Consider the following 14,229-nt stretch of genomic DNA (forward strand, 5'->3'; position numbering starts at 1 on the left):
ATTCTCTCTTATTCCAGGACCGCCGGTGCTCCCGGGTCCGCCGTGCGTCAGTACAGGCGTGCGGAGGGGCACTCCGCACGCCTCCCAGGAGTTGGGGTCCGCGGCGCGATCCGAAACACCGGGAGACGAGGGAACCGGCCGGTACGTCAGGAGTCTGCCCGAGTGGCACACACCTGCCCGGGCACACCGAGCCCAACACACCCCTGCGGACACGCTGATCCCGCCTACTGGAGCGGAACGATGTCGGGTGCCCCCAGCCGTGCGGCGTCGGCCGTCAGGTCGTCCGGCTGCCGCTGGGACTCCCGCTCTGCTTCCACCCGCTTCTCGTAGTGCGCGATCTCCTTCTCTATCTGGTCCTTGTCCCAGCCGAGCACCGGCGCCATCAGCTCGGCGCATTCCCTGGCGCTGCGCGTGCCCCGGTCGAAGGTCTCGATCGAGATCCGTGTACGCCGGGTGAGAACGTCGTCCAGATGGCGGGCGCCCTCGTGAGAGGCGGCGTAGACGATCTCCGCCCGCAGATAGTCGTCGGCGGCGGCGAGCGGCTCGCCGAGCCCGGGATCCTTCGCTATGAGTTCCAGCACTTCCTCGGTCATCGAACCGAAGCGGTCCAGCAGGTGCTCCACCCTGGCGACATGGATCCCGGTGCTCTCGGCGATCCTCGCCCGGGAGTTCCAGAGCGCCCGACAGCCCTCGGCCCCCAGCAGCGGCACGTCCTCCGTGACACAGGACGCGACCCGCTGGTCGAGGCCGTGCACCGCCTCGTCCACGGCGTCCTTCGCCATCACCCGGTAGGTCGTGTACTTGCCGCCGGCGACGACGACCAGCCCCGGGGCGGTATGGGCCACGGTGTGCTCCCGGGTGAGCTTGCTTGTGGCCTCCGACTCGCCCGCGAGCAGCGGTCGCAAGCCCGCGTACACCCCCTGGACGTCGTCACGGCTGAGCGGCACGGCCAGCACGGAGTTGACGTGTTCGAGCAGATAGTCGATATCGGCGCTTGAGGCGGCGGGGTGCGCCTTGTCCAGGTCCCAGTCGGTGTCCGTGGTCCCGATGATCCAGTGCCGGCCCCAGGGGATGACGAAGAGCACGGACTTCTCGGTGCGCAGGATCAGCCCTGTGCTGGAGTGGATACGGTCCTTGGGCACCACCAGATGGATGCCCTTGGAAGCCCTGACATGGAACTGCCCGCGCTCGCCGATCAGCGCCTGGGTGTCGTCGGTCCACACCCCCGTGGCGTTGACGATCTGCTTGGCCCTGATCTCGTACTCCCCGCCGGCCTCCACGTCCTGCACACGGGCGCCGACGACCCGCTCGCCCTCCCGCAGGAAACCGACGACCCTCGCCCTGCTGGCGACCAGGGCGCCGTAGCTCGCCGCGGTGCGCACCAGGGTGGTCACGAAGCGGGCGTCGTCCATCTGGGCGTCGTAGTACTGCAAAGCGCCCACCAGCGCATCCTTGCGCAGGCACGGCGCGACGCGCAGGGCGTGCGTGCGGCTGAGGTGGCGGTGGAGGGGCAGACCGCGGCCGCGGCCGCGGCCCGATGAAACCGACATGGCGTCGTACAGCGCGACACCCGATCCGGCGTAGAGCCGCTCCCAACCCCTGTGCCGGAGCGGATACAGGAAGGGCACGGGCCGCACCAAGTGCGGGGCAAGCCGCTCAAGCAGCAGTCCCCGCTCCTTGAGCGCCTCCCGAACGAGTGCGAAGTCCAGCATCTCCAGATACCGCAGTCCGCCGTGGATGAGCTTGCTGGATCTGCTGGAGGTGCCCGACGCCCAGTCCCGGGCCTCCACCAGGCCGGTGGAGAGCCCGCGCGTCGCCGCGTCCAATGCGGTGCCCGCGCCGACCACACCCGCGCCGACGACCAGCACATCCAGCTCATGCTCCGCCAGCGCGGCGAGTGCCTCCGCCCGCTCGGCGGGCCCCAGTGTCGCTGTCCTCACGGCTGCCTCCAGTCGCCCCCATCGGTGGGACTCACACCTCGATTCTGTCCGCACTCCCCCGCTTCAGCCACCGCCTGTGGACAACACTCGGAGCACCAGCGACGCGCAATGCCATACTTCGGTCATATTTACTCCTAGTCTGACATTGCACATGCTCGTTCCGGCTCACAGAAGTTGCGAGCAGCGTCCCCTTCGGTTACAGGGAAGGACGGCCCACGGCCATGCCAGCAGATCTCGCCGTCATCGGACTCGGCCACCTCGGACTGCCTCTCGCCCACGCGGCCGTGGCCGCCGGCATCGAGACCATCGGCTACGACACCGATCCACGCCCCGTCGCCGAACTGGCCGCCGGGCGCTCTCCGGCGGACGGTTCACTCAGCGCCGCCGGAATCCGCCGGATGCTCGCAGGCGGCTTCCGGCCGACCACCGACCCGAGTGCTCTCGGCCGGATCCGGACCGCGGTCATCTGCGCTCCCACCCCACTCGGCGCCGACCGCCGCCCCGATCTGAGCGCCGTCGACGAGGCCGCTCACGCACTGGCCGCACGACTGCGCCCGCGCACCACCGTGGTGCTGGAGTCCGCCGTGCCGCCCGGCACCACGGAAGGCCGACTGCGGGCCATCCTCGAAAGCGGATCCGGACTCCGCGCGGGTCGTGACTTCGCCCTCGCCCACTCGCCGAGCCGGCTCGACCCCGCCGACCGCCCACCCGGCTGCGCCGCGGCCCCCAAGGTGATCGGGGGACTCACCCCGGCCTGCACCGAAGCCGCCGCCGCGTTCTACGGGCGTATCACCGACAAGGTGGTGAGGGCACGCGGCCTACGCGAGGCGGAGACCGTCAAGGTGCTCGAAACCAACTTCCGGCACGTCAACATCGCCCTGGTCAACGAGATGTCGGTGCTCTGCCACGACCTCGGCATCGATCTGTGGGACGTCATCCGCTGCGTCGAGACCAAGCCGTTCGGCTTCCATGCCTTCCGGCCGGGGCCCGGTGTCGGGGGGCACGACAAACCTCTGGACACCATCGGCACGCACCGACCCCTGCGCTTGGTCGAACTGGCCGGCCGGATCAACGAGGGCATGCCCGGTTATGTCATCCAGCGCTGCGCCGCGCTGCTCAACGACCACGGGAAGTCCGTGCGCGGCGCGCGTGTACTGCTCCTGGGCGTCACCGGCACCGCGGACCTCGCCGGACTCGAAGGCTCGCCCGCACCCGAGATCGCCGAACGGCTGCGGGAGCTGGGCGCTTCCCTCTGCTACCACGACCCGTACGTCCCCGACTGGCGCGTCCAAGGCCGCCCGGTCCCCCGTGCGGACTTCCTCTACGAGGCAGCCGCCGACGCCGATCTGACGATCCTGCTCCAGCACCACCGCACCTACGACCTCCAAGGCCTCTCGGTGAAGGCGCAGTTGCTGCTCGACACCAGGGGGGTGTCCCCGGCGGGCGCGGCGCACCGCCTCTGAGGCGCGGCCACCAAGGTTGCCACCCCGTCAGTGACTTGCGGGGCTGGCCGCCACCTCGAGATGCCCCCGACCGAGGCGTTCTCGATCAGGGCGCAGTACCGGAAGAGGTAGCCGAGAACATCTCGACGGAGCACCGTGCTGGAGGAGCACTTCACTCCGGTGGCGGACGAGCAGCTCCGCGGCCGGAGGGTGACCGTGTACGAGCGCGTCCCACCGGTCCCGTAGCGCGCCCGACGCGGCCCCAGGGGCCGCGGCTCGGGCAGGACACGCGGCTTCGTGGCGTGGCGCACACCGTGCCACCTAGGGCGTGTTGCGAAAGTAGCTCCGTCCGCCCGCAGGGCGGGGCCTGCGGCGTCTGGTGCGTGCGATCGCAAGGCGGAGGATCATCCTCGTACTGGACGTACGTGGATGACTCCGGCAACGCAGCGAGCGTGCGTGCCAGGCGTCGCGGGTCAGGAGGAACTTTCGCAACACGCCCTAGCCGTGCGGTGCGGGGCGACTGCCGCCTCGCACCGCACGGCGCCGAGCGCTAGCGCTTGTGCTGGGAGTCCGCGACGGTCACCTCGACGCGCTGGAACTCCTTCAGCTCGCTGTAGCCCGTCGTCGCCATCGCACGCTTCAGCGCGCCGAAGAAGTTCATCGACCCGTCCGGGCTGTGGGAAGGACCGGTCAGGACCTCCTCGGTCGTACCGACGATGCCCAGGTCGACCAGCTTCCCGCGCGGGACGTCCTCGTGGACGGCCTCCATGCCCCAGTGGTGGCCCCGGCCGGGGGCATCGGTGGCGCGGGCCAGCGGGGAGCCCATCATCACGGCGTCCGCGCCGCAGGCCACGGCCTTCGGGAGGTCGCCGGACCAGCCGACACCGCCGTCCGCGATGACGTGGACGTACCGGCCGCCGGACTCGTCCATGTAGTCGCGGCGTGCCGCGGCGACATCCGCGACCGCGGTGGCCATCGGCACCTGGATGCCCAGCACGTTCCGCGTGGTGTGCGCGGCGCCGCCGCCGAAGCCGACCAGGACGCCCGCGGCACCGGTGCGCATCAGGTGCAGCGCGGCGGTGTAGGTGGCGCAGCCGCCCACGATGACCGGGACGTCGAGCTCGTAGATGAACTGCTTGAGGTTGAGCGGCTCGGCGGCTCCCGAGACGTGCTCGGCGGAGACCGTGGTGCCGCGGATGACGAAGATGTCCACGCCCGCGTCCACGACGGCCTTGGAGAACTGGGCGGTCCGCTGTGGCGACAGGGCGGCGGCTGTGACCACCCCGGCATCGCGGACCTCCTTGATGCGCTGCCCGATCAGCTCCTCCTTGATCGGCGCGGCGTAGATCTCCTGGAGACGGCGGGTCGCGCTCTCGGCCGGCAGCTCCGCGATCTCGTCCAGCAGCGGCTGCGGGTCCTCGTAGCGGGTCCAGAGACCTTCGAGGTTGAGCACGCCCAGACCGCCGAGCTCACCGATGCGGATCGCGGTCTGCGGGGAGACGACCGAATCCATCGGGGCGGCCAGGAAGGGCAGTTCGAAGCGGTAGGCGTCGATCTGCCACGCGATCGAGACCTCCTTCGGGTCCCGGGTGCGCCGGCTCGGTACGACGGCGATGTCGTCGAACGCGTACGCCCTGCGGCCGCGCTTGCCGCGCCCGATCTCGATCTCAGTCACGATGTGTGGCCTTTCCCTCTACGTCTGCGCCTACCAGTATCCCCGACGCGTACGCCAGGGGCGGTCCCGGGAATCCCAGGAACCGCCCCGGTGAAACGACCTCGCCGCTACTTCCTGTTACTTCCTGCTGTAGTTCGGCGCCTCGACCGTCATCTGGATGTCGTGCGGGTGGCTCTCCTTGAGCCCCGCGGACGTGATCCGTACGAACCGGCCGCGCTCCTGGAGTTCCGGCACCGTACGCCCGCCGACGTAGAACATCGACTGGCGCAGGCCGCCGACGAGCTGGTGGACCACGGCGGAGAGCGGGCCGCGGTACGGCACCTGGCCCTCGATGCCCTCGGGGACCAGCTTCTCGTCGGACGCCACGCCCTCCTGGAAGTAGCGGTCCTTGGAGAAGGAACGCTGCTCGCCACGGGACTGCATGGCACCGAGCGAGCCCATGCCGCGGTACGACTTGAACTGCTTGCCGTTGATGAACAGCAGCTCGCCCGGCGACTCCTCGCAGCCCGCGAGCAGCGAACCGAGCATCACCGTGTCGGCACCGGCGACGAGGGCTTTGGCGATGTCGCCGCTGTACTGGAGGCCGCCGTCACCGATGACCGGGACGCCTGCCGCCTTGGCGGCGAGGGACGCCTCGTAGATCGCGGTGACCTGCGGGACGCCGATACCGGCGACGACGCGGGTGGTGCAGATCGAACCGGGGCCGACGCCGACCTTGATGCCGTCGACACCGGCGTCGATGAGCGCCTGGGCGCCGTCGCGGGTCGCGACATTGCCGCCGATGACATCCACCGGCGCATTTGACTTGATCTTGGCCACCATGTCGCCGACCAGCTTGGAGTGCCCGTGGGCGGTGTCCACGACGATGAAGTCGACACCGGCCTCGATCAGGGCCTGGGCACGCTCGAACGCATCGCCCGCGACACCGACGGCAGCGCCGACCAGCAGTCGGCCCTCCTTGTCCTTCGCCGCGTTCGGGTACTTCTCGGCCTTGACGAAGTCCTTGACCGTGATCAGACCCTTGAGGATGCCGTGGTCGTCCACGAGCGGCAGCTTCTCGATCTTGTGGCGGCGCAGCAGCTCCATGGCGTCCACGCCGGAGATGCCGACCTTGCCGGTGACCAGCGGCATCGGGGTCATGACGTCCCGCACCTGCTGGGAGCGGTCGGTCTCGAAGGCCATGTCGCGGTTGGTGACGATGCCGAGCAGCTTCCCCGCCTGGTCGGTGACCGGGACACCGCTGATGCGGAACTTGCCGCAGATGGCGTCGGCCTCGGCCAGCGTGGCGTCCGGGTGCACCGTGACGGGATCGGTGACCATGCCGGACTCGGAGCGCTTGACCAGGTCGACCTGGTTGGCCTGGTCGGTGATGGAGAGATTGCGGTGCAGCACGCCGACGCCGCCCTGGCGGGCCATGGCGATGGCCATCCGCGACTCGGTGACCTTGTCCATGGCCGCGGACAGCAACGGGATGTTCACCCGGACGTTCTTCGAGATGAACGAGGAGGTGTCGATCTGGTCGGGCGCCATTTCCGAAGCGCCCGGCAGCAGGAGCACATCGTCGTAGGTCAGCCCGAGTGTCGCGAATTTCTCGGGCACTCCGTCGACGTTGGCAGTCATGACACCTTCCCCAGATGGCCTTGATCGGTGCGGATGTCCATGCTAACGGGATCCGCCCGTGTCCCATTCCACGATCAAGATCAGCGAGCAGCTTTGTACGTTCATACGTTCATACGGCTGCTCATCCCGCTGCACTCAGCCGCCGCTCACTCGCCCTCCCCCCTACCCCTTCGGCCGCCCCTGCTGCTTACTGTCCAGCGAGCGCCCTCAGCCTGCTGAGCGCCCGGTGCTGGGCCACCCGTACCGCACCCGGCGACATCCCCAGCATCTGCCCGGTCTCCTCGGCGGTCAGCCCCACAGCCACCCTCAACACCAGCAGCTCCCGCTGGTTCTCCGGCAGATTGGCGAGCAGCCGCTTGGCCCACTCCGCGTCGTCGCTGAGCAGCGCCCGCTCCTCGGGGCCGAGCGAATCGTCGGGACGCTCGGGCATCTCATCGGACGGTACGGCCGTGGAGCCCGGGTGCCGCATGGCGGCACGCTGGAGATCGGCGACCTTGTGGGCGGCGATCGCGAAGACGAACGCCTCGAACGGCTTTCCCGTATCGCGGTAGCGAGGCAGCGCCATGAGGACGGCGACACAGACCTCCTGTGCCAGGTCCTCCACGAAGTGACGAGCATCACCAGGCAGCCGGCTGAGCCGCGTACGGCAGTAGCGCAGCGCGAGGGGATGCACATGCGCGAGCAGATCGTGTGTCGCCTGCTCATCGCCTTCGACGGCGCGCAGAACGAGTGCACCGATCACCCCGCGGGCATCCACCGCCTCGTCGCTGCGCATCGGTCCATGGTGCCTTGACTGCCGCTGGTCCATGGCACCGCGTCCATAGTTGTGCACCGAAGCGTTATGAGCAGGTGCGCCGGACGTCATCTCCTGCGCCCTCCCCTTGCGCTCGAACGACCTGTCCCCGAGTAGCTCCACACCTCAAGGATGCGGCATCCCACGGGAAACGTGTGCCCACGGCCCGTGGTCGCCACGCCCGCCGACCGGCGGGCGTGGGCGATGCCACTCGCCGCGACACTCATGGCACGGCCCAGGGCGCCGTGCCGGACACCCTTCCCTGCGCCGCGCCCCGCCCCGTGACTGCCACTCCCCGGTGGCGCCCCCACCACGAGGGGCGCGCACCATGGACCTGCTCACCGGGTACGGACCCGGCCTCACCAGGCACCGCTCAGCGAACCAGGCCCCAGCGGAATCCGAGCGCCACCGCGTGCGCCCGGTCCGAGGCGCCCAGCTTCTTGAACAGTCGCCTGGCGTGGGTCTTCACCGTGTCCTCGGAGAGGAACAGCTCGCGCCCGATCTCGGCATTCGACCGGCCGTGGCTCATGCCTTCGAGCACCTGGATCTCCCGCGCCGTCAGCGTGGGAGCCGCACCCATCTCGGCCGACCGCAGCCTGCGCGGGGCAAGCCGCCAGGTCGGGTCGGCCAGCGCCTGGGTCACCGTGGCCCGCAACTCGGCGCGCGATGCGTCCTTGTGCAGATAACCCCGGGCGCCGGCGGCCACGGCGAGCGCCACCCCGTCGAGGTCCTCGGCGACCGTGAGCATGATGATCCGGGCACCGGGGTCGGCGGAGAGCAGCCGACGGACCGTCTCGACGCCGCCCAGGCCGGGCATGCGTACGTCCATCAGAATCAGGTCCGAGCGGTCGGCGCCCCATCGGCGGAGGACTTCCTCGCCGTTGGCCGCGGTCGTCACGCGCTCTACGCCGGGCACGGTTGCGACCGCGCGGCGGAGCGCCTCTCGGGCGAGCGGGGAGTCGTCGCAGACGAGGACGGATGTCATGGCCGCCCTCCGCAGCTGATGCGCGTCACCTTGAGCCTCCAGGCTGGTTACGTATCGTCACCTGTGCGGTTGACGCACCCGGACTCTGCCCGAGTGCTTGTTCTCTCAACCGCCTCCGCACTCTCAACGACGGTCACTCGAAAGAGTTACGGGTGCGACGAGCGCCTTCGGCACTCTACGTGAGGAGCCACGTACGGAGGAGAGCAACACGGCTCAGCAGCCAGCCCGGCGGGGCCTATGCCCCATTTAGCGGCTTTTCTTCCCTTTTGCTGGTGTCTGTGGCTAGATTCGCAATGAGTCATATTTACATCTACTAACACCGTAGATGTACGGTCGGAGCTTCAGACATCCACTCAGCACGGCTACAAGGGGACATGCGCTATGGCAGATTTCTCCCGCCTTCCCGGACCGAACGCCGATCTGTGGGACTGGCAGCTGCTCGCAGCGTGCCGTGGGGTAGACAGCTCACTCTTCTTCCATCCAGAGGGGGAACGCGGCGCGGCGAGGAGCGCGCGCGAGAACTCGGCGAAAGAGGTCTGCATGAGATGTCCGGTGCGCGCCGAGTGTGCGGCGCACGCGCTGGCGGTGCGGGAGCCCTACGGGGTGTGGGGCGGACTGACCGAGGACGAGCGTGAGGAGCTCATGGGGCGGGCACGGAATCGGCTGATTCCGGCATCGAGCGCAGGCGGCGCGACGGGCGGTGGGCCCACCTGATCCATCAGCCGGCACCGAATAGACGAAGAAACGTTCCTGCAACGGCGTCCGCTTCCGCGCCCGCCGGGAATTCGTGCTGAACTCGCCACCCCTCACGGCAAGGCGGTGCGGCGCCGCTTCAGCGTGCCGCGGCACCGGCCAGCCGCTCCAGCATGGCGGCCACCGCGGGTACCCGGACCAGATCCGGCAGGGTCAGCGCGACGATCTCACGGTGCACGGCGGGCTCCACGGTGACGGTGCGGACCCCCTTGGGCCGCACCGAATCAAGCGCGAGCTCGGGGAGTACGGCCACACCGAGGCCGGCGCCCACGAGTCCGGCCACGGCCGGGTAGTCGTCCGTGGCGAAATCGATCCTCGGGGTGAACCCGGCCTCCTCGCAGACGGCGACAAGCTGGCGGCGGCAACGCGGGCAGCCCGCGATCCAGGGCTCGTCCGCCAGATCCGCGATGGCCACCGTGCCGGCACCGGCCAGCCGGTGGCCGTCGGGCACCAAGCCGACGAGCCGGTCGCCCATCAGCGGGCGGACCACCAAGTCCTCCCACTCGGCGGCCGCGCCGCCGCCGTAGCGGAAGGCGAGGGCCACGTCCGCGTCACCCTCACGCAGCATCGCCTCCGAGCGCGGCGGCTCCGCCTCCACGAGCGAGACCCGGGTGCCCGGATGCGCCGCTCGCAGCGCGGCGAGCGCGGTCGGCACCAGGGTGGAGTTGCCGCTCGGGAACGACACCAGCCGGACCCGGCCGGCACGAAGCCCCGCAATCGCCGCCACCTCCTCCTCCGCGGCGGTGAGCCCGGCGAGGATGCCCACCGCGTGGCGTACCAGCACCTCACCGGCCTCGGTGAGCCGCATCTCGCGACCGGTCGCCCGGACCAGCAGAGGTGTGCCGACCGAGTTTTCGAGCGCCTTCATCTGCTGGCTGACCGCGGGCTGGGTGCAGCCCAGCTCGCGGGCCGCCGCCGAGAAGGAGCCGGTCGCGGCGACCGTACGCAGGATGCGGAGATGTCGGGCTTCGATCACAGTAGGAAGCATAAGACCTGCTTGGACTTCCAGCTCTTTATTCGACGGAGACTTTGAGAACGCTGGGTTGGCGTCATACATACGAAGCTCCTGCCAGCGGATGCGGGCCGGGCCGAAGCCGTCGAGGACACCGATGCCACAGGCGGCATCACCGGCATCGACGAACGCCCGGCCGACGGCGCCGTACGGGTTTTCGCGCCCGGCCCCGAAGGCGTCGCCCGCAGCGGCGCCGAGGCGGACTTCGCCAGCTCCAGGGGCACCTCGGCGAGCGGGGCTGGGTCCGGCGATTCACCCGGACGGCGGCACCGGGGGCGCCGCTCCGGGCGATCGAGCCCGGGACCGTCCGGGCCGGCGATCCGATCGAGGTCGCGCACCGCCCGGACCACGACATCGCGGTGGCCCTGCTGGTCCCGGCCGTGACTCCCCCGGGCCTTCGCCCGGGAGGCCCCCGCACGCGCCCTCCCGCCGCGCACCCCGGTGGCGGCCGAGTGCATGGGGTCCGAGCTGCTCGACACCGCGCGGAAGTACGCGGCCAAGTGCGGCTCCGCATAGGCACCATGAGGCGTGCGCCGGGCCGTGTCACCTGTACGGCGCAGCGCGACTGCCCGTATGCCGCACATACGCAGCGGGCACTAACGTGCCGTACATGACGACAGCACTCATCACCGGCGCGACCGCCGGCATCGGCGCCGCGTTCGCGCGGCGACTGGCCGCGGACGGACACGACCTGGTCCTGGTGGCCCGCGACACCAAGCGGCTCCGGGAGCAGGCGACCGAACTGCACGACCGGCACGGCATCGAGGCGGAAGTGCTGACCGCCGATCTGGCGGAGGAGGCGGGCATCGAGTCGGTGGAGGCCCGGCTCGGCGATCGCAGACGCCCGGTGGACCTCCTGGTGAACAACGCAGGGTTCGGCAACAAGGGGCGCTATCTCGAAGTGCCCATGGCGGACGAGCTCCGGATGCTGAAGGTGCACTGCGAGGCGGTGCTGCGGCTGACCTCGGCGGCCGTCCAGCCGATGCGGGAGCGAGGCCGCGGCGGAGTGGTGAACGTGGCGTCGGTGGCCGCGTTCCTGCCCCGGGGCACCTACGGGGCGTCCAAGGCCTGGGTCGTGCAGTTCACCCAGGGCGCGGCCCGCGACCTCGCGGGTACCGGGGTGCGGCTGATGGCGCTGTGCCCCGGATTCGTCCGCACCGAGTTCCATGAGCGGGCCGGGATGGGGACGTCCAACATTCCCGACTGGATGTGGCTGGACGCCGACAAGCTGGTGGCAACGGCGGTGTCCGATCTGGCGCGCGGGAAGTCGCTGTCCATCCCCGATCCGCGCTACAAGGCGCTGATGGGCGTGGTGAAGCTGGCGCCCCGGGGACTGCTGGGCGGGTTCAGTTCACGGGCGGGCCGCAAGTACGGACCCAACTGATCAGACCAACCAGCGCGAACTTCACTAAAATGGACGTATCCCAGTGATCCCCAGCGACCCTCAGGGGGACGCCATGACGTTCGTGCAAATGATCGAATGCAAAACGGAGCGCCTGGACGAGCTCAACCGGCTCCTGGACACCTGGGTCGAGCAGACCGGCGGCAAGCGCACCGCGACCCACAGCCTGGTCGCCAAGGACCGCTCTGATTCGGCCCATGTGATCGAGCTGGTCGAGTTCCCCTCGTACGAAGACGCGATGAGGAACTCGAACCTGCCCGAGACCGAACGGAACTTCCAGAAGATGGTGGAGCTGTGCGACGGCATGCCGACGTTCACCGATCTGGACGTGGTCAGGGACGAGCAGCTGAACAAGGGCGCGAGCCGCAGGTTCTTCCTGGACTGCATCGCGGGGAATCCGGAGCTGCTGCGTGAGTTGCTGACCCACGACTACCGGAACCACGATCCGTCCAACCCCGCCGACCTCGTCGGCATCGACGCCTTCCTGCGCGAAGTCGCCCGGTGGAGCGCGGGGTTCGACTTCACCATCGAGCTGGAGGACCAGATCGCGGAAGGCGATCGCGTCACCACCCGCTGGACCTGGAACGGGCGCCACAACGGGGAGTTCATGGGCGTCGAGCCGACCGGCAGGCAGTGCACCATGACCGGGACGACCACCCATCGGTTCCGCGAAGGCATGATCTGCGAGAGCTGGTGGCAGTACGACCGGCTGGGCCTGATGGGCCAGCTCGGGGTGCTGGAGATGTAGGCGTCACACAGGCGGCGCAGCGTGCACGCGGTGCGCCGCAGGGAATACGGCACGAGCCCCCGGTCCCTGGAGACTCCAGGGACCGGGGGCTCGTGCACACCACTACGGGGCGGGGCCGCCTCGGCGGCTCAGCTCAGCGCGGCGGCTCAGCTCAGTGGGAGTGGCCGTGACCGTGGCCCGCGTCCGCCGGCTCCTCTTCCTTCTTCTCCACCACGAGGGTCTCGGTGGTGAGCAGCAGGGAGGCGATCGACGCGGCGTTCTCCAGCGCGGAGCGGGTGACCTTGACCGGGTCGATGACTCCGGCCTTCACCAGGTCGCCGTACTCGCCGGTCGCGGCGTTGAAGCCCTGACCCTTCTCCAGCTCCGACACCTTGGCGGTGATGACGTAGCCCTCGAGGCCGGCGTTCTCGGCGATCCAGCGCAGCGGCTCGACGGCGGCGCGGCGGACGACCGCGACACCGGTGGCCTCGTCACCGTCCTTGCCGAGGTTGCCCTCGAGCACCTTGACGGCGTGCACCAGCGCGGAGCCACCACCGGAGACGATGCCCTCCTCGACCGCGGCGCGGGTCGCGGAGATGGCGTCCTCCAGACGGTGCTTCTTCTCCTTCAGCTCCACCTCGGTGGCGGCGCCGACCTTGATCACGCACACGCCGCCGGCCAGCTTCGCGAGGCGCTCCTGGAGCTTCTCGCGGTCCCAGTCGGAGTCCGTGGTCTCGATCTCGGCCTTGATCTGCGCGACGCGGCCGGACACGTCCTCGCTCTTGCCACCGCCGTCGACGATCGTGGTGTCGTCCTTGGTGACGGTGATGCGGCGGGCGGTACCCAGCACGTCCAGACCGGCCTGGTCGAGCTTGAGGCCGACCTCCTCGGCGATGACGGTGGCACCGGTGAGGGTGGCCATGTCCTGGAGCATCGCCTTGCGGCGGTCGCCGAAGCCGGGCGCCTTGACCGCGACCGCGTTGAAGGTGCCGCGGATCTTGTTGACGACGAGCGTGGACAGGGCCTCGCCCTCGACGTCCTCGGCGATGATCAGCAGCGGCTTGGAGCCACCGGCCTGGATGATCTTCTCCAGTAGCGGCAGCAGATCCGTGATCGCGGAGATCTTGCCCTGGTGGATCAGGATGTACGGGTCGTCGAGGACGGCTTCCATACGCTCCGGGTCGGTGACCATGTACGGCGACAGGTAGCCCTTGTCGAAGGCCATGCCCTCGGTGAAGTCCAGCTCCAGACCGAAGGTGTTGGACTCCTCGACGGTGATGACACCGTCCTTGCCGACCTTGTCCATCGCCTCGGCGATGAGCTCGCCGACCTGCTGGTCCTGGGCGGACAGCGCGGCGACGGCGGCGATGTCGGACTTCTCCTCGATCGGGCGCGCGGTGGCGATCAGGTCGTCGGATACGGCCTTGACGGCGGCGTCGATGCCCTTCTTCAGGGCGGCCGGGGAGGCGCCCGCTGCGACGTTGCGCAGACCCTCGCGCACCAGGGCCTGGGCGAGCACGGTGGCGGTGGTGGTGCCGTCACCCGCGATGTCGTTGGTCTTGGTCGCCACCTCCTTCACCAGCTGGGCGCCGAGGTTCTCGTACGGGTCCTCGATCTCCACCTCACGGGCGATGGTGACACCGTCGTTGGTGATGGTGGGGGCGCCGAACTTCTTGTCGATCACGACGTTGCGGCCCTTGGGGCCGATCGTCACCTTGACCGTGTCGGCGAGCTTGTTGACGCCGCGCTCAAGGGCGCGACGGGCGTCCTCGTCGAACTTCAGGATCTTCGCCATGGAGCTTCTCAAGTCCTCTCGTTGCGATCCCCGGCTGCCTCCTGGGACAGCCGCCATCGCGAAAAACGAACCGCGCCCCGGCGAC

General features: G+C 69.5%; 11 protein-coding genes. 4 read left to right on the top strand and 7 right to left on the bottom strand.

The genetic code is table 11. The annotated features are described in order from the left end of the window. Positions 1–224 precede the first annotated feature (224 nt). Positions 225–1,940: a glycerol-3-phosphate dehydrogenase/oxidase gene (locus V1460_RS32690; protein WP_338677206.1), complete on the bottom strand. Its 1,716-nt coding sequence runs from the start codon at positions 1,938–1,940 to the stop codon at positions 225–227. A gap of 221 nt (positions 1,941–2,161) precedes the next feature. Between V1460_RS32690 and V1460_RS32695 the strand changes: the two genes are divergently transcribed. Beyond that, positions 2,162–3,403 (top strand): nucleotide sugar dehydrogenase, encoded by a 1,242-nt coding sequence (locus V1460_RS32695; RefSeq protein ID WP_338677207.1) that lies wholly within the window; start codon positions 2,162–2,164, stop codon positions 3,401–3,403. Between the two features lie 529 nt (positions 3,404–3,932). On the opposite strand, the gene V1460_RS32700 is transcribed toward V1460_RS32695, so the two are convergent. The 4 genes from V1460_RS32700 to V1460_RS32715 all read right to left on the bottom strand — a co-directional run bounded on the left by V1460_RS32700 (position 3,933) and on the right by V1460_RS32715 (position 8,455). Next, on the bottom strand, positions 3,933–5,057 hold the full coding sequence (locus V1460_RS32700; RefSeq protein ID WP_338677208.1) for a GuaB3 family IMP dehydrogenase-related protein: 1,125 nt from the start codon (positions 5,055–5,057) through the stop codon (positions 3,933–3,935). Between the two features lie 117 nt (positions 5,058–5,174). After that, the gene (guaB, locus tag V1460_RS32705; RefSeq protein ID WP_338677209.1) at positions 5,175–6,677 is read right to left on the bottom strand and encodes an IMP dehydrogenase; all 1,503 of its coding nucleotides are present in this window, start codon (positions 6,675–6,677) and stop codon (positions 5,175–5,177) included. 187 nt (positions 6,678–6,864) lie between these two features. Then, the gene (locus tag V1460_RS32710) at positions 6,865–7,452 is read right to left on the bottom strand and encodes a sigma-70 family RNA polymerase sigma factor (protein WP_338677210.1); all 588 of its coding nucleotides are present in this window, start codon (positions 7,450–7,452) and stop codon (positions 6,865–6,867) included. Between the two features lie 391 nt (positions 7,453–7,843). Further along, positions 7,844–8,455 (bottom strand): response regulator transcription factor, encoded by a 612-nt coding sequence (locus V1460_RS32715; RefSeq protein WP_003948568.1) that lies wholly within the window; start codon positions 8,453–8,455, stop codon positions 7,844–7,846. Between the two features lie 381 nt (positions 8,456–8,836). Between V1460_RS32715 and V1460_RS32720 the strand changes: the two genes are divergently transcribed. Then, positions 8,837–9,169, top strand: a complete 333-nt coding sequence (locus V1460_RS32720) for a WhiB family transcriptional regulator (RefSeq protein WP_338677211.1) — start codon at positions 8,837–8,839, stop codon at positions 9,167–9,169. A gap of 118 nt (positions 9,170–9,287) precedes the next feature. Here V1460_RS32720 and V1460_RS32725 read toward each other — a convergent pair whose 3' ends face one another. Then, positions 9,288–10,184, bottom strand: coding sequence for a LysR family transcriptional regulator (locus V1460_RS32725; protein WP_338678306.1), 897 nt, complete (start codon positions 10,182–10,184; stop codon positions 9,288–9,290). A gap of 646 nt (positions 10,185–10,830) precedes the next feature. On the opposite strand from V1460_RS32725, the gene V1460_RS32735 reads away from it, so the two are divergent. Both V1460_RS32735 and V1460_RS32740 read left to right on the top strand, forming a co-directional pair. Next, positions 10,831–11,604, top strand: a complete 774-nt coding sequence (locus tag V1460_RS32735; protein WP_338677212.1) for an SDR family oxidoreductase — start codon at positions 10,831–10,833, stop codon at positions 11,602–11,604. A 73-nt stretch (positions 11,605–11,677) separates the two neighbouring features. Then, entirely contained in the window at positions 11,678–12,370 is a 693-nt protein-coding gene (locus V1460_RS32740; protein WP_338677213.1) for an ester cyclase, read from the top strand. 151 nt (positions 12,371–12,521) lie between these two features. On the opposite strand, the gene groL is transcribed toward V1460_RS32740, so the two are convergent. Then, positions 12,522–14,144, bottom strand: coding sequence for a chaperonin GroEL (gene groL / locus V1460_RS32745; RefSeq protein WP_338677214.1), 1,623 nt, complete (start codon positions 14,142–14,144; stop codon positions 12,522–12,524). Between the last annotated feature and the right edge of the window lie 85 nt (positions 14,145–14,229).

Origin of the sequence: Streptomyces sp. SCSIO 30461 (assembly GCF_037023745.1) — a bacterium.
GTDB lineage: Bacteria > Actinomycetota > Actinomycetes > Streptomycetales > Streptomycetaceae > Streptomyces.

Bases quoted from the DNA above. Each gene is read 5' to 3' on its own strand.
- V1460_RS32695 (WP_338677207.1), top strand. From the start codon at position 2,162: ATGCCAGCAGATCTCGCCGTCATCGGACTCGGCCACCTCGGACTGCCT.
- guaB (WP_338677209.1), bottom strand. From the start codon at position 6,677: ATGACTGCCAACGTCGACGGAGTGCCCGAGAAATTCGCGACACTCGGG.
- V1460_RS32710 (WP_338677210.1), bottom strand. From the start codon at position 7,452: ATGCGCAGCGACGAGGCGGTGGATGCCCGCGGGGTGATCGGTGCACTC.
- V1460_RS32715 (WP_003948568.1), bottom strand. From the start codon at position 8,455: ATGACATCCGTCCTCGTCTGCGACGACTCCCCGCTCGCCCGAGAGGCG.
- V1460_RS32720 (WP_338677211.1), top strand. From the start codon at position 8,837: ATGGCAGATTTCTCCCGCCTTCCCGGACCGAACGCCGATCTGTGGGAC.
- V1460_RS32735 (WP_338677212.1), top strand. From the start codon at position 10,831: ATGACGACAGCACTCATCACCGGCGCGACCGCCGGCATCGGCGCCGCG.
- V1460_RS32740 (WP_338677213.1), top strand. From the start codon at position 11,678: ATGACGTTCGTGCAAATGATCGAATGCAAAACGGAGCGCCTGGACGAG.
- groL (WP_338677214.1), bottom strand. From the start codon at position 14,144: ATGGCGAAGATCCTGAAGTTCGACGAGGACGCCCGTCGCGCCCTTGAG.